The sequence below is a fragment of the Leifsonia sp. Soil_N53 genome (assembly GCF_057655165.1).
In genome coordinates this window covers 39003-55884 of sequence record NZ_JBDGMM010000040.1, presented here as the reverse complement: position 1 = coordinate 55884, position 16882 = coordinate 39003, and the positions used below count along the sequence as shown (strand labels likewise).

At 67.7% G+C, this 16882-nt stretch carries 12 protein-coding genes and 1 pseudogene; 8 read left to right on the top strand and 5 right to left on the bottom strand.

Annotated features, from left to right (window positions below; genetic code table 11):
• The 3 genes and pseudogenes from AC3A3H_RS04290 to AC3A3H_RS04280 all read left to right on the top strand — a co-directional run.
• Positions 1-689: pseudogene (locus tag AC3A3H_RS04290) on the top strand (mannose-6-phosphate isomerase, class I); the annotation flags it as partial.
• A 14-nt stretch (positions 690-703) separates the two neighbouring features.
• Positions 704-2053: an O-antigen ligase family protein gene (locus tag AC3A3H_RS04285; RefSeq protein WP_487613304.1), complete on the top strand. Its 1350-nt coding sequence runs from the start codon at positions 704-706 to the stop codon at positions 2051-2053.
• Between the two features lie 10 nt (positions 2054-2063).
• Positions 2064-3362 (top strand): O-antigen ligase family protein, encoded by a 1299-nt coding sequence (locus tag AC3A3H_RS04280; RefSeq protein ID WP_487613303.1) that lies wholly within the window; start codon positions 2064-2066, stop codon positions 3360-3362.
• Here AC3A3H_RS04280 and AC3A3H_RS04275 read toward each other — a convergent pair.
• Complete coding sequence (locus AC3A3H_RS04275) at positions 3295-4455, bottom strand: polysaccharide biosynthesis protein (protein WP_487613302.1); 1161 nt, start codon at positions 4453-4455, stop codon at positions 3295-3297. The genes AC3A3H_RS04280 and AC3A3H_RS04275 overlap by 68 nt on opposite strands.
• A 253-nt stretch (positions 4456-4708) precedes the next feature.
• Here AC3A3H_RS04275 and AC3A3H_RS04270 point away from each other — a divergent pair, with 253 nt between their 5' ends.
• Genes AC3A3H_RS04270 through AC3A3H_RS04260 form a run of 3 tightly spaced genes read left to right on the top strand, consistent with a single transcriptional unit; the run spans position 4709 to position 6781 of the window.
• The gene (locus AC3A3H_RS04270; protein ID WP_487613301.1) at positions 4709-5602 is read left to right on the top strand and encodes a glycosyltransferase family 2 protein; all 894 of its coding nucleotides are present in this window, start codon (positions 4709-4711) and stop codon (positions 5600-5602) included.
• 28 nt (positions 5603-5630) lie between these two features.
• Positions 5631-6365, top strand: a complete 735-nt coding sequence (locus tag AC3A3H_RS04265) for a glycosyltransferase family 2 protein (protein ID WP_487613300.1) — start codon at positions 5631-5633, stop codon at positions 6363-6365.
• Positions 6362-6781: a DUF2304 family protein gene (locus AC3A3H_RS04260; RefSeq protein WP_487613299.1), complete on the top strand. Its 420-nt coding sequence runs from the start codon at positions 6362-6364 to the stop codon at positions 6779-6781. Before AC3A3H_RS04265 ends, AC3A3H_RS04260 begins: the two co-directional genes overlap by 4 nt.
• Positions 6782-6787: 6 nt before the next feature.
• On the opposite strand, the gene AC3A3H_RS04255 is transcribed toward AC3A3H_RS04260, so the two are convergent.
• Positions 6788-8680, bottom strand: a complete 1893-nt coding sequence (locus AC3A3H_RS04255) for a hypothetical protein (RefSeq protein WP_487613298.1) — start codon at positions 8678-8680, stop codon at positions 6788-6790.
• A 20-nt stretch (positions 8681-8700) separates the two neighbouring features.
• A complete protein-coding gene (locus AC3A3H_RS04250) occupies positions 8701-9684 on the bottom strand; it encodes a glycosyltransferase family 2 protein (protein WP_487613297.1) in 984 nt (327 codons plus the stop codon).
• Positions 9685-9767: 83 nt separating this feature from the next.
• On the opposite strand from AC3A3H_RS04250, the gene AC3A3H_RS04245 reads away from it, so the two are divergent.
• A complete protein-coding gene (locus AC3A3H_RS04245; RefSeq protein ID WP_487613296.1) occupies positions 9768-11321 on the top strand; it encodes a DUF2142 domain-containing protein in 1554 nt (517 codons plus the stop codon).
• A 41-nt stretch (positions 11322-11362) separates the two neighbouring features.
• Here AC3A3H_RS04245 and AC3A3H_RS04240 read toward each other — a convergent pair whose 3' ends face one another.
• Positions 11363-13657, bottom strand: coding sequence for a hypothetical protein (locus tag AC3A3H_RS04240; RefSeq protein ID WP_487613295.1), 2295 nt, complete (start codon positions 13655-13657; stop codon positions 11363-11365).
• A complete protein-coding gene (locus AC3A3H_RS04235; protein ID WP_487613294.1) occupies positions 13657-14151 on the bottom strand; it encodes a hypothetical protein in 495 nt (164 codons plus the stop codon). Before AC3A3H_RS04235 ends, AC3A3H_RS04240 begins: the two co-directional genes overlap by 1 nt.
• 182 nt (positions 14152-14333) lie before the next feature.
• Between AC3A3H_RS04235 and AC3A3H_RS04230 the strand changes: the two genes are divergently transcribed.
• Positions 14334-16853, top strand: coding sequence for a lysozyme (locus tag AC3A3H_RS04230; protein ID WP_487613293.1), 2520 nt, complete (start codon positions 14334-14336; stop codon positions 16851-16853).
• Positions 16854-16882: the final 29 nt, after the last annotated feature.

Sequence of the window (16882 nt, the reverse complement as noted above, 5' to 3'; positions counted from 1 at the left end):
CGGTGGCCGCGTTCGCCGCCACCCTCGACGGCGACCCGGAGCAGGCGCTGCGCGGCGCGACCGAATGGCTGCTGGGCGGGGCGCCCGAGGTCGGGGCGGTCGTGGACGCGGTCGTCTCGGCCGCGCAGACCGCGGAGGGCGTCGACGCCGACACGGTGCGGATGCTCGCGGCGGCATTCCCCGGCGACCCCGGGATCGTGCTGGCGCTGCTGCTCAACCGGGTCGCGCTGCGCCCGGGCGACGCGCTCTACCTGCCGGCCGGCAACATCCACGCCTACCTCCGCGGGCTGGGGGTCGAGCTCATGGCGGCCTCCGACAACGTGCTGCGCGGCGGGCTCACCCCGAAGCGGATCGACGTGCCGGAGCTGGTCAGCATCCTCGACTTCGCCCCCTTCGCGGTGACGCCGATGGTCCGGGAACGGCCCGCTCCCGGTGTCGAGGAGTTCGTTCCCGACGTGCCGGACTTCCGGCTCGCCCGGGTGGAGGTCGGCGGCGACGTGCCGTCCGCCTCCCTCGACCTGCCTGGCACGGCGATCGCGCTCTGCACGGCAGGGGAGGTCGAGCTCCGCGGGGCCCACGGCGGGCTGCGGCTCGCCCGCGGCGAAGCGGCCGTCGTCACCGCCGACGAGCAGGAGCTGACCGTATATTCCGGCGGCGGAACACTCTTCGTGGCGACGCCGAACCGGTGAGCTATCCTTCGGGGGTGAGCAGGCCCTCCCACCCGGCGTCCGGATCGACACCGTTGAGCGACCGCGTCGCCGCCGCCCGCGGCGCTTCCGGCACCGGGGCCTCCGTGTTCGCGGTGCTGCTGTTGTTCACGCTGTTCGCCGGCGACTTCTGGCGAAACCTGATCAGCTGGCCCGGATACTTCGTGCTCGCCGGGGCGCTGGCGGTCGGCAGCGTCGTCTTCCTGGTCCGGATGCGGCCCGCGGTGCGCTGGCGGAAGCTGCCGAAGTCGCTGGTGCTCTTCCTCGCCTTCGCGATCGTCTCGCTGGCCTGGTCGGCCTACCCCGGCGCGACGGCGCTCGGGCTCGTCACCCAGCTGGCCACGACCGCCGCCGCCGTGTTCCTCGCCTTCTGCCTGAGCTGGCAGGCTCTGCTCACCGCTCTGGCGAACGCATTCCGCTGGATCCTCGGCCTCTCGCTGCTGTTCGAGTTGATCGTCGCGATCTTCGTACGCAAGCCCGTGCTCCCGCTGACGCCCGTGCAGCCGGTGCCGTCAGGACGGCTGCCCTCCGCGTTCTACTGGAGCCGCGACCTGCTCTTCCACGGCGGCCAGATCCAGGGCATCGTCGGCAACAGCAACCTGCTGGCGATGATCGCCCTGCTCGGGCTGGTCGTGTTCGGCATCCAGCTCGCCGACCGCAGCATCCGCCGCGGCACGGCGATCACCTGGCTGGTCGTCGCCGTCGTGACCTTCGCGCTGACGCGCTCCTCGACGGTGTTCGTGGCCGCCGTGTTCACCGCCGTCGTCCTCGGCTTCGCCCTGTGGACGCGCCGCGCGGGCCCTGACCGGAGGCGGCCGGTGTACCTGACCGCCGCCGCGCTGACGATCGTCGCCGTGGTCTCCGTGGTGCTGTTCGCCTCGCGCATCCCGGTGCTGCTCGGCAAGAGCGAGGACCTCACCGGGCGGCTCACGATCTGGGACTCGGTCATCCACCTCGCCCAGGAGCGGCCCGCGTTCGGCTGGGGCTGGGTGAGCTACTGGGCGCCGTGGGTGTCGCCGTTCAAGGACCTCGCGGTGCGCAACGGCGTCGTCTACCTGCAGGCGCACAACGCCTGGCTCGACGTGTGGCTGCAGCTCGGGATCGTCGGGCTGGTGATCTTCGCCCTGCTGGTGCTGAGCACCCTGTGGCGGTCGTGGTTCCACGCGGTCGACCGCCCGCGCGTCGCTGTGGCCGACGACCTCCCCTACACCGCGCTCGCCCTCCTGCCGCTGCTGCTCCTCGCCGCACTGCTCGCCCAGAGCCTCGCGGAGAGCCGGATGCTGATCGAGGGCGGCTGGACACTCCTCGTGCTCATCGCGCTGAAGACCAAGCAGTCCGCCACGTAGGATTCTGTTCATGGCCGAACCGCGTCGAACCCTGGTGCCGCCCGCGGTCACCGAGTTCCTCGGATCGGCCCGATTCACCTCCACGCTCGCGCTGCTGGCGGTGGTGACCGGATTCTCGACCCACGCGATCCGCGCGGTCATCGGCTGGCCCGGCCTCATCGGGGCGCTCGGCGCCATCGCCGTGCTGGCCGCGCTCTCGTTCATCGCGCAGCGCAAGCTCATCGAGTGGCACGGCCTGCTGCCGATCTCCGCCCTGCTCTTCGTCGGCTGGTGCGCACTCTCCATCATCTGGAGCGACTACCAGTTGGCCACCGTGGCCGGGGTCGTCTACCAGCTCCTGTTCGCCTTCCTCGCCGTCTACATCGCCCTCGTGCGCGACGCCATCCAGATCGTCCGCGTCGTGGGAGACGCGCTGCGCGTGCTGCTGACCGTGTCGCTCGCATTGGAGGTGCTGAGCGGCCTGCTGCTGGACGTGCCGATCCGGTTCCTCGGGATCGCGGGGAACATCGCGGCGGGCGGCCCGATCCAGGGCCTGTTCGGCTCGCGCAACCAGCTCAGCATCGTCGCGCTGATCGCCTTCGTCACGTTCCTCGTCGAGCTGCGCACCCGGTCGGTCCGGCCGACGCTGGCGGCGTTCTCGATCACCCTCGCCGCGCTCTGCATCCTGCTCGCGCACTCCCCCGTGATCGCGGCGGTGTCGGTCGTCGTCGGCCTCGCCACGCTCGCGCTGTACCTGTTGCGGAAGGTCCCGGCCAACCGCCGCACTCTCGTGCAGTGGGCGCTCGCGGTGGTGACCGTGGGCGTGCTGGTCCTGGCGTACATCTACCGCACCCGGGTCATCGACCTGCTCAACGCCCGCGCGGACTTCCAGGTGCGCTACAAGCTCTGGATCCAGATCTGGGAGCTCATCCCGATCAACCAGATCACCGGCTGGGGCTGGGTGGGCTCCTGGCCGACCGACCTCTACCCGTTCAACGCGATCCAGGACGCGACCGGCGCCTACCACCCGGACGGCCTGAACGCCTACCTGGACGTCTACCTCCAGGTCGGCTTCATCGGCCTGGTGCTGTTCGTCGCGCTCATCGCGCTGGCGTTCAGCCGTTCCTGGCTGCTCGCCTCCAACCGCCGCAGCGTCGTCTACGCGTGGGCGCCGCTCGTGATGGTCGCCCTCCTGGTCACCAGCGTCTTCGAGAGCTCGATCCTGGTCGAGTCCGGCTGGATGCTGCTGGTGATCTGCACGGTCAAGGCGTCGCAGGGGATGAGCTGGCGGCTGCGGCTGCCGCATCGGGACGGCTCCATAGGCGCCTGAGACCGGTCAGATGCACGATCAGGCCGACGGCTGGTCCGGCGGCAAGCGCGATGGCCGCCCGCGTCGGGAGGTCGATGGGAACGAAAAGGAGCGCGAGCGCAATGACGGAGGCGACCACCCAGCCCAGCGCATAGAGGCCGTGCGCGTCACGGGAGAGCACGGCCGAACCGGTGACGAACAAAGCGCCGATGAGTCCGGAGGACGCGATGAGCGACACGATCACACCGGCGCCAAGGTCATATTCGGCGCCGAAGACGAGGTGCATCACCGCGACTCCCCATAGCCATGCTGCCACGCAGAGGAGCGCGATGATGCCCGCGATGGCCGCCATCAGGCCGGCCATCGTCCGTCCGGTCCGGTCCGGGTGATGCGAGAACCGGCTGACGAGATAGCTCGACAAAGCGGTCAAGGGGACGAGGATCGGCGCACGGGTGAGCGTGACCGTCAGCACCAATGAGCCGAGGGCAGCATGGTTCTGCGGTCCGGAGAAAAAAGAAAGCAGCAGTGGGAAGCCGTTGATGAGCACCGCGGTCGCCGACGCCGCGAGAAGTGTGCGGCCGGTGTTGGCGATCAGTGTGCGGACACCGGCCGAAACCCTGGCGCTCGCCGTGAAACGCCGTGGGGAGCTCAGGAAGACGATGGCGAGCGAGAGTGGGAACGGCACGATGACTGCGATCGCGAGGGCGACGAGGTCGTCCGTGATCGCCAGCACCGCGACCACGCCCAGGATCCGGATGATGCCATCGAGCGCGACGATCGCGGCGAGTTGCCGCCACATACCCGCACCCGCTGCAACCCCCGAAGCAGCGACGACGAGGCAGTTGAATGCAGCGCCGAGCGCGACCAGCCAGGACAGGCCCTGGTTTGCAGCACCCAGGCTCGGCACCGCCCACAGCGGACTCGTGCCCACGACGACGACGGCGACCACCAGGGCCATGGCACCGGCGAACGCCCAGAGCGACGTACGCCGCGGTGAGCCCGTGTCCGCGCGCTCGAGCACGAAGGTCTGCGCGGTGGCACGCGTGGCCTCCTGCTGCAGCCCGAAGAGAACGCCTACCACCAGGAACAGGGCGGACCAGAACACCGAGAACACCCCATAGCCCGCGGCCCCGATCGCGGTGTAGACGCGCCAGGTGACGGCATAGCCCGCCAGCCCGGAGATCGCCGTCGCTCCGAGGATCAGCGCAACCGAGGACCGCGCGCCCGCCGGGGTCGCAGGGTCCTCGAGGTCGGGGATGGGCTCGTTGATAGGTTCGAACGCGGTGATGGGATGCTCCCGAATGCATGGAAGGATAGATGGCGGCCTGCGATCCGCAGCCTTACCCTACGATGAAAGCCTGTACGCAGTGACGATCGACATCATGATGCCGTTCTACGGCGACCCGGGACTCTTCCGCGAGGCGGTCGCGAGCGTTCAGGCCCAGACCGACCCGGATTGGCGTCTCGTTGTCGTCGACGATGTCTACCCTGATCCCGAGCCGGGCCGATGGGTGTCCGGGCTCGGCGACGAGCGGATCGTCTACCTCCGCAACGAGACCAATCTCGGAGTGTCGGGCAACTTCTCCCGGGCGGTGAGCCTGGTGGAGAGCGACCAGTTCGTCCTGATGGGATGCGATGACCTCCTCGAGCGCGAGTATGTCGCCACTATGCGGGCGGCCGCTGCACGGCACCCGGGGGCCGCGTATTTCCAGCCGTCCGTCACAGTCATCGATGGCGACGGACGCCCGTCGGCGCCGCTGCCCGACCGCGTGAAGCAGTGGTACCGACCGCGTGGCCAGGCGGAGCTGGTGCTGTCGGCGGAACGTCTCGCCGTCAGCCTGCTGCGCGGAAACTGGACGTACTTCCCCTCGATCCTGTGGCGTACGGAGGCCGTGCGTGCGCACGGGTTCGATCAGGACTTCGAGGTGGTGCTCGACCTCGCCCTTCAGCTCGACATCGTCCTCGCAGGAGGTTCGCTCGTCGTCCTACCCGACACCGTCTTCCGCTACCGAAGGCACGATGCGAGCGTCTCCTCATGGACCGCCACCGACGGAAGCCGATTCGACGAGGAGCGCGCGTTCTTCCTCAGCTCGGCCGCGACATTGCGTGCGCGGGGCTGGGCACGTGCCGCCCGCGTGGCTTCCGCCCATTGGTCTTCGCGCCTGAACGCTGTGACGCGTGTGCCTTCGGCCCGTTCCGACGTCGCGGGGCTGCGATCACTCGGCCGTCACGTCCTGACGGGATGGCGCGCCAGTTCGTGATCATCCCTTCACGATAGAATCCAGCATCATGTCAACACCCCTCGAGCAGACCCTCATAGTGGTGCCCGCGTTCAACGAAGAGGCGTCAGTCGGAGCGACAGTCAATGAGATCCTCACGTCGCTCCCGGGGGTCGCTTGCCTCGTCGTCGACGACGGCTCGTCCGACCGCACAGCGATCATGGCTCAGGAGGCCGGCGCGACCATCGCCGTGCTCCCCTTCAACCTCGGCGTCGGCGGTGCCATGCGGTTCGGCTTCAAGTACGCGATCAACCATGGTTTCCGCAACGTGATCCAGATCGACGCCGACGGACAGCATGACCCCTCGGCTGTGCCCCGGCTCCTGGACGAACTCGAACACGCCGATCTGGCGATCGGGGCCCGCTTCGCGGGAAGCGGCAACTATGAGGTCCGCGGGCCGCGCCGCTGGGCGATGCGGATGCTGTCGTGGACTCTGAGCCGCACTGCACGAACGAAGCTGACCGATACGACAAGTGGTTTCAAGGCGAGCGGCCCCAAGGCCGTCGCCCTCTTCGCCTCGAACTACCCGGCCGAATATCTCGGCGACACGATCGAAGCGCTCGTGATCGCAGCACGGGCCGGGTGCGTCATCGTGCAGATACCGGTCACGATGCGTCCGCGCACGGCCGGCGTCCCCTCCCACAACCCGGTGAAAGCCGCGACCTATCTCGGCCGCGTCTTCCTGGCGCTGGGCTTCGCCCTGTTCCGACCGATCGCCCCCTCCGAACGACAGGTGAACGCATGACCGTCACTGCTTACGTCCTGGGCATCGTGGCGGCACTGCTTACTCTCGGTGTGGTCATCGAGATGATGCGCCGCAAGCGCATGCGCGAGCGTCACGCCATCTGGTGGCTACTCGCCGGCGTTCTGGCGCTGGTCATCGGCATCTTCCCCGGGATCCTCGACTGGGCTGCGAGCCTCCTCGGGGTCGGGGCGCCTGTCAACCTCGTGTTCTTCGTCAGCATCGCAGTGCTCTTCCTGGTCTGCATCCAGCACAGCTCCGAGTTGACGACGCTAGAGGACAAGACGCGCACCCTCGCCGAGGAGGTCGTGCTGCTGCGGCTGCGTATCAATGAACTCGACGCGAAACTCGCCGAGGTCAAGCGCGACGCCCACAATGCCGACGAGGAAGCCGGGCGGCCGGACCACGTCGCGGACTGATCGACGCTAGCTCCTGCCGACCGTTCCTACGGTGACCGAGATGTCCGCTCCGACGCACTGCTTGCTGAGTTCCTGCGGAAGCGCGGGATTGCGTGTCGCGATGTCGACGTGGCCACCCCATTGTCGGATCGTCGAGCAAACCCGATCGATCTTCGCCGTGTCGAGGAAGTAGGCGTTGTCGCGCATCGGATCGCGGCTCACATCGGAGTGCTGCTGGATCAGCCAGGCATTCACGAAGAGATCCTGGTTCGGGTCGTCGAAGTACTGCACAGCGAGGGTCTTCTTCGTGGGATCGGAGAGCGCGAACAGCACGGCGGCCTCGGCGTCGTGCGCGCTCGAGCCGCCCACGCGCCCGATCGTCAGAGCGGGGACGATCTGGCCGGGCGACCAGGACGCCGGTGGCACCTGGCCGGCCAGGAACACCACGACTGCGCCCGCGGCAGCGAAGACGGCGAAGGACTCGACGACGCGGGATGTAGGGGCGTTGAGCCAGCCGACGATGAGCGAGACCGCGATGATGATCGCCACGATCGTGAGGATCCACGTGAGCTTGGCCGAGTAGTACCCCCACCCACCGTGGGAGGCGGCCTGACGCGAGAGCCAGTAGACGGAGGCCCCGCCCGCGGCTATGAGGACGCAGACGGCCGCGAACGTCCGCCGCCGACCTCGACCCGCCGCGGCGGCCGCGGCGAGCACGAACAGGACGATGCTGCACACGACGAGAGACGCCGGGCCGATCGGGAGCATCGCGCCACCACCGCCGAGTGCCTCTGAGTCGCGCCGCAGGTCGGGGAACGTCACGAACAGGCCGTAGGCGGCGAGTTGAAGCGCCGCTCCCCAGAACATCAGCCCCGTCGGCCACCGAAGCGCGGCCCGCCACGCGCGCCACTGCATCACCGCACAGAGGGCGGCTAGGGCGAGCGGGATCGGCACCAGCGGCGCCCAGACAGCGAGGGTCACCGTGCACGCGAGCAGGAGGGCGCACAACCCGATGAAGGGGGACGTAGCCGACTCCCTCCAGATGATCCACACGCAGAGAATCACCACGAGGGCGACGGTGACGTTGACGAAACCGTAGCCGAACGCGAACCCACTCACGTACCAGAGCATCGGAATGCTTCCGGCGAGCACGGAGGCAACCACGCGGGCCCACCGACGCCGCGGCGTGATCTCGCGCGCCACCACCAGCGCCGACAGGACGCAGGCCAGGAAAGTGAGGAACAGCCAGAGCTGGATCACCCGCAGGATGTCGTGCTCGAGCAGATGAGCGTTCGCTACGGCGGCTCGGCCAGGCGCCATCGCCGAGGCCATGAGCTCGTTGCTGAACGGACTCGGGTTCGGGTGGATGGACGCGATGAGACCGCCGTCGGTGACGAAGAGGCGGGCGGCGACGGTGTTCCAGACTGCGTCGTTCCCCATCGCCCACGACACGTGGCCTCCGCCGTACACCACGATCGAGAACACGGTCGCGAGCACCCCGAGCAGCGGGACGATGAGCGCACCACCGATCAGGAACGCGGAGGAGCGCAACGGGAGCCGCAGGTGGTGCCTACGCCGCGCGATCGCAGCCAGCGCGGACGCAGCCAGGAGCGCGCACACGATCAGGTTCGACCACTCCAGCCCCAGATGGGTGAAGGGGTAGAGCGAGATCAAGAGTGCGAGGACTGCGAAGACGCCGATTACCTCGGTCGCCAGGGCCATCGCCCAGCCCATGAACTGACCGAACGCCACGAAGAGGAGCACGCCGCTCGCAAGGAAGAACGGCCACTGCACGCCGGTGACGGCGCCGAGCACCAGCAGCGCGGCGGTCACCCCGGAGACGACCCAGATCGTCCGCCGTCCGACGGCGATGCTGTGACCGGCTGACGCCGTGCGGAACGCAGACTTGCTCTGGAGCATGGGTGGGCGTGCTTTCGGTCTCAGCGGGGCTGCAAGAGGTCCCTCACAATGTCCGCCGACCCCCGACTCGCGAACCGTGAGTAGCTGCCCGTCGTCGCCTCCCGCAGGACGGGGACGACGCGGCGCAGTCGGTTGTCCGGAAGCAGTGCCCGGACTCGCTCGTGTCGGATCTTACCGTCAAGCAGCTGGGAGTCCGCGCGGCTCGCCAGCGGGCCGAGCTGCTCGAGGCGCTCCCGCAGGATTTCGGCCCGACGCCAAAGCCGGGTGTTGCGATCGCCGCGCGGGGCGAGAACCCGGGCGACTTTCCTCCGGAGAGTGGGTGCCGCGACGCCGATCTGGTTAGACCCGTGCTGCCGGTACCCGATGAGTTCCTGGCGAACGGGGGTGACATCGCCGAGGGCGGCCGCGACGATCGCCAGCCACTCGTCGTGTACCCAGTACTGGGGGAACGGGAAGGCTGCATCGACGAGGCCGCGGCGGAATACCACCGTCGCCCCGGTGACGATGTTGCGGCGGAGCAACTCCGGGAACGCCTGCCCCGATTCGATGCGCTCCAACGATTCGTCCGTGACCTCCAGCTGGCTGAACAGACCACCGCCAGTCGACACACCGGTCGCATCGATCAGGTCCGCGTCGCTGAAGGCGAGCAGGACGCCCTCGCGCTCCTCAAAGATCGCCCGCATCCGCTCGATCTTGGCCGCGTGCCAGACGTCGTCCTGATCGGAGAGCGCCACCAGGTCGCCGCTGGTGGCCGCGATCGCCCGCTCGAAGTTGGCGGACACCCCATGCCGCTCGCCTCCCGTGAGCACGACATGCTCTGGGGCGCCCGGAGTTGCCAAGACATGCTCCACAATCCTCAGGGTCGCGTCGCTGGATCCGTCGTCCGCGACGACGATCTGATCCACCGGAGACGTCTGTGCCAGGATGCTTCTGAGCTGGTCCTCCAGGAACTCCGCTCCGTTGTACGTGCAGAGCGCGACCGAAACGGTGAGGGAGGGCGACATGACACGATCAGCATCTCATACACCCATGCTCTAGGGTTGGTCCGGGCGCGTGGCCCGTCGGACGAGAATGGAGCACAGATCGCATGACGGAACGACGACGTCGCCCGCGATCGAGTCGCCTGGGCCGCCTCGTGGGCAACCGCTGGGGCGTCTTCGGCGTCGCATTCGTCTTGACGCTCGTGCCGATGCTCCTCTGGAATCTCGCCTCGCCGATCGGCTCCTCGCCGGACGAGCCGACTCACTTCGTGCGAGCCGCCGCGGTCGCGCGCGGGCAGGTGTTCACAGGTCCACTCCCCAGCAATCCGCGGATGTCGGAGGCTAAGGTCCCCGAATTCGTCGCCTGGACCCTCGCCCGCACCTGCTACGCCTTCAAACCGGACATCGCAGCCTCCTGCGTGCATCCCGTGCCCGGCGATCCCGATCGGATCGTCCAGAGCGGTCACACGGCCGCAGGGAACAGTCCGGTGTTCTACGCGCTCACCGGCCTCCCGAGCCTCGTCCTCGATGGCGACAAAGCCCTGTACGCGATGCGCGGAGTCAACTCGCTACTGTGCGCCGCGATGTTCGGGTTCCTATTCCTCGCGCTGAGCCAGCTCGCCCGGCCGCGCTGGTCGTATTTCGCGGCGTTCGTCAGTGTGACGCCGATGGTCCTCTACCTCGGCGGCACCCTCAATCCCAACGGACTGGAGCCCGCAGCGACCGGCAGCCTACTTGCATCGTTGGTGGTGCTCTGCTCGAGGGCCGTGACCCGCGTGCGGATGTACGAGCTGCTCGGCGTCACCGTCTTGGCGACAATCATGCTCACCTCCACGAGGAACATCTCCCTTCTCTGGGTCGTCATGGCCGTCGTCGTGGCCCTCCTCTTCGCCAGGAAGGCCATCCTCATGCGCTTGTTGCGGCGTCCCGCGATCTGGGTAACGGTCTGCCTCGCCGCACTCGTCTCCGTGGCGGAGTTCGTCTACTTCATCCGGCCATCGGTCGTCGCGCAGCCTCAGCAGTTCAACGGAGCAGGCACGTCGTTCCGCGATGGGCTGCTCTACATGGTCCAGCACACCTTCGACTATGCGAGCGGCTGGGTCGGCCTCTTCGGCTGGGTGGATACGCCTGCCCCGTCGTTCACCTTGATCGTGTGGGCAGCGCTCATGCTTGGCTTGGTGCTGGCCGCGCTGATCCTCGCCACGTCCGTGCGCCGGCTCTCGGTGATCCTTTTGCTGGTGGCCCTCGTCCTCGTACCCGCCATCGCCCAGGCCGCTGTGATCACGAACGCTGGTTTCATCTGGCAGGGGCGTTACACACTCGCGATCGTCCTCGCCCTGCTCCTCGCATCGGGCATGGCGCTCGACCGCTGCGGTTTCGGAGCGCCCGCAGCGCCGCTGCGCAAGGTCGCGACGTTCGCCGTCTGGCTCATGGCGTTCGGCCAGGTGTTCGCCTACTTCGTCGCGATCAAGCGATATGTCGTCGGCGACGCGGCCTATATCGCCGCACTGTTCCGCGCTCCTCTCTGGCAGCCGCCGGGAACATGGCTCGTGCTGACCGTGCTGTTCACGATCACGATGGTCGCCGCCGCGATCGTCGCCGTGAAGGCGCTCCACGGAGTCGATCGACGCTTCACTGCACGTAAGTCGCTGACGGCCTAGGACGCCTGCGGTAGATTGCGCCCGCCGAGAGCGCGTCCACCTCAGGCGCTCGCGCCGGTGCGGATGGTCCCCGCGAGGCCTGTGGTCACGTCCACCCAGCCAACCGATCCTCCGAGCTGGCCGAAACGGTCCATCGAGGCGACGGGCCGCTTCGCTCCGCCGTCGAGCAGATAGATAGAACCGTCCGGCGTCCGGATGAACTTCGTCGCAGGAGACCCGATCGTCAGCTGAGCGCACGTGTAGGAGTCGAGGGGTGTGTACACCAGGGGAAACAGCGGCTTGGTCGTCGCATCGAGCGCCCTCAGTGCGCCGGTAGCGGCGACGTAGTCGGTGCCGTTGCACGTGATGCCGTATCCCATTGACGCGGAGGCCTTTGGGTACCCGGCGAGCACCGCGTCGGACACGAATGTGAACCCGGTCAGGCCGATCGACGCCGGGTAGTCGAAGCTCGAGAACGGGATTTTGCTGGTCAACCCGTTCACCAGGTAGACCGTGGCGTCCGCGTTGCTTCGCACCAGCGTCCCGGACACCAGGGCGGTGGGTCCGGATGGGAAGGATGCGATCACCGAGTCGGCCACGGTGAAGATCGACGGGGACGAGCCTTTCGGCGTGAGCGCGACGAGCGCATCCCACGACGAGATCGGCTTGAGGTCGCTCGGCCCGACGATGTAGACGGTGGGCGAGGAGCTCTTCAGGAACGAGCCGACGCTCACCGTTCCAGTGAGCGGGTAGGTCCGGAGCATCGTCGGCGTGACGGGCACTGGCGTGATCGAGGAAGGCGCCCCGCCCTTCCAGTCGAGCCGCGAACCGGAGGTCAATATCGACACGGTCGATGTGCCGCTGACCGCGATTGCACCAGCGAAGGACGTCGCCGCAGTCGGGATCAGGCCGATGCTCGCTGCTGTCAGCGTTCCGTTGACCCGCGCGGGCAGACCGGCGGACCCGACCGCGGAAGGAGCCACGGGATAGGCCTTGCCGCCGGAGAGGAAGGAGTACGAGCTCGCGCCCCGCTGTTGCACGAACGCCTGGTCACGCAGCACCGGGGCGGCGAGTGCCAGACCAGCGAGTGCCCCGTCGGTCAGCACGTTGTAGCCGAGCGGGATCCCTGCGGCCGTCTGCGACGCGTCGTCGAGGATCTCGCGCTTCGTCCCCGCCGTGACATAGTACCGTCCGCCCGTCGTGGTCCCCATTACCGAGGTCATGTTGGGGCCGTTCTGGAACAGGGCGAGCTGGGTGTCGGTGAGCTGCATGTAGCCGGTCGCCGCGCAGGAGCCGCCATAGTCCGCGACGAGTCCGCAACTCCCGAAAGCGAGCTTCAAACCCGAGTCGAAGAAATAGATCGTGCCGTTGTTCGCCCGCAGGATGCGGCCCGCCTGTTGACCTGTCGTGAATCCGTCCAGGTAGCCCTGCGAGACGTAGCCGATCGGCCCGAGCGGCGACAGTGCGTTCAGGAGGTCGAGGCTCGCAATCGGATACTTGACCGTGCCGCTCAGCACGTACACGGTCGAGTTGTCCAGCGTGCGCGCCAGGGTGGAGGCCCCGGTGGGCGATCCGAACCAGTCGGTGTAGATGCGCCAGAAGTTTCGGTTCCCGTACGAACTGCAGCTCCCGCCCGTTCCGTACAGGTTCGCGAGTGCGGCGGCATCGGGCTGGTACGGCGTGTAGTTGTAGAGACCGGCCGTGGCCTGGTTCTGGATGAACACACTGCTCGAACCGCAACCGGCGTCCGGGCTGTAGCGGATCTGGTTTACCCGGCCCGCGATGTGATTCCAGCTGGTGGGAGTGGCCGCGTAGCGCTTGAACTGGAGCGCCGCGTTGTACACCTGGTTGAAGAAGCCGTAGTACTGGCTGTCACACGCAGCGGTGTCCGGGCAGCCATAGCCCGTGGCCTTGCGGTACTGGTCGCCCTCCGGCCAATCATCGGAGACGAGGCTCTGCTCCTTCTCGAGCAGCACGATGAGCGCCTTCTGGCTCACGCCGCACGCGGCGCCGACTTTCGCAATGATCGTCGAAGCCGACTCGACTCCGGCGCTGTTATAAGCATCGCATCGTCCTGCGACGGCGGCTTTGCTCTGCGTCGCCTGCGTATAGTCCTTCAAGCAGGTGTACCCCGACCGGCAGGTGGGAACCTTGCTCACGAGGAACGACTGCACCTGGCTCGCGTTGAGTGAACCACCGTCGAAGAAGAGCGCGTCGCTGATGATGTTGCCCGGGTCGAACAGGCGTGCGTCGGCCGCGGTTGCGCTGTCGGTCTGCGCGACGGGTGTTCCCGTCACCGTCAGGAGGCCCGCCACGAGTATTCCGATCACGGTCGTCACGATCGATCTGTTCCGCATCAGGGGACCTCCAGTCGTACCGGCTCCGACACGTATTCGGCGCCGTTCGAGGTATACGCGAGCGTGACCTGCCACGTGCCTCGGGGGAATTGCGCGATGTCGGGCTGCACGGCCCCGCAGGACGTCGTCGCCCTGTCTGCGACGGCGGCGTTGTCGACGACGACGTCGGACGAGCCGGCATGGGTGAAGCGATAGGTGCAGGTTCCCGAGTCGGAGATGATCCCCTGCACATAGCCCGAGGCGGTCACGTGCTTGCCGTCAACGTCGACGGAGGCGACGACGAGCACCGGCGCGATCGTCACCGTAGGGGCGGAGGTCGAAGAGGAAGAGGGCTTCTGCGGGAGCTCGGACGGCGATGACGATGGTGTTGTCGCGCCGGGACCGGCCGTGCAGCCGGACACAGCGACCGTCAGCGCCGCCGCGCCGAGGGCGACGAGGAGCCGTGCTGCTCGAATCTCCACAGTCAGATCCTGTCGGTCGGGGCGGGCTGACATGTTCCCCGCAAGCCTACTGAAAGCTTTCCCGCCACGTCCTTCCGGATGTGCCGCGCCGCGTACCCAATTGAAGGCACGTCGAAGAGCGCGTCGAGATCGCCGAAGGCGGGCGCGGCAGACCGTCGGCAGAAAATGCGTGTATTAGTCTGCGCTGCAAGACCCCCTAGACAAACGAGGTTTCCATGCGCTCCATCTCGCGGATGCTGCTGGCAGGTGCGATGAGCTCCGCAGTCCTCGCGGCGCTCGTCATCACGCCACCAGTCGCCGTCGCCGCGACGTCCGATCCGGTCGCGACCGCCGCGCCGGACACGATGTCCGCTCCGACCACGTCGGCGACTCCGTCGGCGACGCCCTCGCCGACGGCGACACCCACCCCGACCGCGACTGCCTCCACCGCCCCCGCTCCCGCTCCCACCGCCACGTCACCTGCCGATGGAGTCACAGCGACCGATCCGACGCTCGCCGTGCAGAACGCCGCGCGCAACCACAGCATGGGGTCCACCGTGGCGGCGAACGAATCGACCGCGCAGTCCGGCGCGAAGGCCCAGGCCTTCGCTGCGAGCGCCCCGCCCGGCATTCCCGGTCTCGACGTCAGTGGGTGGCAGGTGCTCAACGCCTCCGACTGGGCCACGATCGCAGCCAACGGCGCCCGCTTCGTATATGTGAAGGCCACCGAGAGCACCGACTATGTCAGCAGTCAGTTCTCCGAGCAATACACCGATTCTTACAATGCGGGACTCCTGCACGGGGCTTACCACTTCGCCACTCCGGACACCTCGAGCGGGGCCGCGCAGGCCAACTGGTTCCTCAACCACGGCGGCCAGGGCACGGCCGACGGACGGACGATGCCTCCACTGCTCGACATCGAGTACAACCCCTACGGCGCGACCTGCTACGGGTTGTCGGCGGGTCAGATGGTGTCATGGATCGCGGACTTCTCCGCCACAGTCCAGGCGCGGACCGGCCGGCTCCCCGCGATCTACTCCACCACCAATTGGTGGGCGACCTGCACCGGCAACTCCGGCGCATTCGGAGCCAACCCGCTGTTCATCGCGCGGTACCCGAGCAGCATCTCCGACGGGCCGGGCGCCCTCCCGGCCGGATGGTCGTCGTACACCCTCTGGCAGTGGGCCGACTCGGGCGTATTTCCCGGGGACCAGGATGTCTTCAACGGCAGCGCCCTCGACCTGCAGACCTTCGGACTCCAATCGAGTCTGGTCCGCACCGTCGCCAACCCGTCCGTGTACCTCGTGTCGGGAACCGTCAAGTACCCGGTCACCAATCTCGACATGCTCGGCGCGCTGTCACCGCTCGGCCAGGTGGCGTACGTGCCGCAGAGCTACCTCGACCAGTTCACCTCGGCGCAGGCGGCCAGCAGGATCGTTCGCTCACCGGACGGCTCGATCTACTTCATAGACTCTGGAATCAAACTGCAGTTCTCGAGTTGCGGTCAGGTCGCCGACTACGGCGGATCGTGCACCACGACCGGCTACACCCAGCTCACCGCGTCGCAGACGGGACGCTTCGCGTCGGGAACGGCGATCACCCCATTCATGACCTCGTCGGGAGGTCCGCTGTACTACATCACAGGAGGAACCAAGCGCGAGGTGCTCGATCAGGCCTCCCTGACCTCCGCAGGGCTGTCGGGCGGGGTGAACAGCCTCTCGCCTTCGGCTGTCGCCTATCTGCCGTTCGGCAAGCCGGTCGTCCGCGACAACGTCTTCGTGACGAAGACAGGGACCACCTCGAGCGTCTTCATCACCGGAGGCCAAGCCTCTGCCGTCGACCCGAGCGCGACGGCACTCGCCGGTCTCCCCGGCAGGTCGGCCGGAAACCTGCAGAGTGCGAGCATCGCACAGCTGCCGGTGGGCACGCCATTCACAGGGACGTTCAGATCCGCGGCGGACTCGTCGATCAGCGTCCTGTCCTCCGACGGGCTGCACGCATGGGGGGTGGGTGTCGGCGGCGCCTCGTTCGCGCCGGTGACTGTCCCCGCCTCGTTCCTCACCGGCTTCCCGACCGCGAGCCCCGTCAAGGCGGGCTCGGCGATCATGTCGGCGGCCGGTGGCACCGTGTACCTCGTCATGCCGACGGACATCCGTCCAATCAGTTCCTGGGACGCCCTCCTGGCGCTCTCCCCCGGCGTGTCCCCAGCCATCACCGCCGTCCCCCAGGCGACCATCTCGTCGCTCCCGTCCGGTCCAGTCGCCCTGGTATCCGGCACGCTGGTGCGCAACGTCAGCAGCGCCACCGTCTACCTCGTCAACGGTGTGACGAACAAGATTGCGTTCTCGTCGTTCGACCCGGCAACGGAGGCCGGCTTCCGGTCGTTCACATTCACGTCCGACGACCGGCTCGCCGCGTACCCGACCGCTCCGGGCCTACTCGGGTTCGGTGTGCTCTGCGGTACGCAGAAGTACGTCAGTGCCGGCGGATCCATCCACTCCGTCCCGTCATCGCTCGCCTCTTCCTATCCGTTCAATTACGTGCAGCTGGACGGCTTCACCTGCTCGCTCGCTCCGAAGGGCGTCGCGGCCAACGCGTTCATCCGCACGCCGGATGGCTCGATCTACTACCTCAGCGGCGGCCAGAAGCACCCGATCTCGTCGATGACGCGGTACAACCAGCTCGCCAATGGTCAGGCGTGGCTCGACGTCCTGGCCGGATTCGCGGCGGGGATCCCGACGGGACCGGCCGCGTAAGCCCTGCGCCGCCCCGCCGTCTTCGGGAA

What these genes read in the sequence shown, in the direction of transcription:
- AC3A3H_RS04245 (WP_487613296.1), top strand. Translation starts at nt 9,768, where the DNA reads ATGACGGAACGACGACGTCGCCCGCGATCGAGTCGCCTGGGCCGCCTC.
- AC3A3H_RS04250 (WP_487613297.1), bottom strand. Translation starts at nt 9,684, where the DNA reads ATGTCGCCCTCCCTCACCGTTTCGGTCGCGCTCTGCACGTACAACGGA.
- AC3A3H_RS04265 (WP_487613300.1), top strand. Translation starts at nt 5,631, where the DNA reads ATGTCAACACCCCTCGAGCAGACCCTCATAGTGGTGCCCGCGTTCAAC.
- AC3A3H_RS04240 (WP_487613295.1), bottom strand. Translation starts at nt 13,657, where the DNA reads ATGCGGAACAGATCGATCGTGACGACCGTGATCGGAATACTCGTGGCG.
- AC3A3H_RS04230 (WP_487613293.1), top strand. Translation starts at nt 14,334, where the DNA reads ATGCGCTCCATCTCGCGGATGCTGCTGGCAGGTGCGATGAGCTCCGCA.
- AC3A3H_RS04280 (WP_487613303.1), top strand. Translation starts at nt 2,064, where the DNA reads ATGGCCGAACCGCGTCGAACCCTGGTGCCGCCCGCGGTCACCGAGTTC.
- AC3A3H_RS04235 (WP_487613294.1), bottom strand. Translation starts at nt 14,151, where the DNA reads ATGTCAGCCCGCCCCGACCGACAGGATCTGACTGTGGAGATTCGAGCA.
- AC3A3H_RS04255 (WP_487613298.1), bottom strand. Translation starts at nt 8,680, where the DNA reads ATGCTCCAGAGCAAGTCTGCGTTCCGCACGGCGTCAGCCGGTCACAGC.
- AC3A3H_RS04260 (WP_487613299.1), top strand. Translation starts at nt 6,362, where the DNA reads ATGACCGTCACTGCTTACGTCCTGGGCATCGTGGCGGCACTGCTTACT.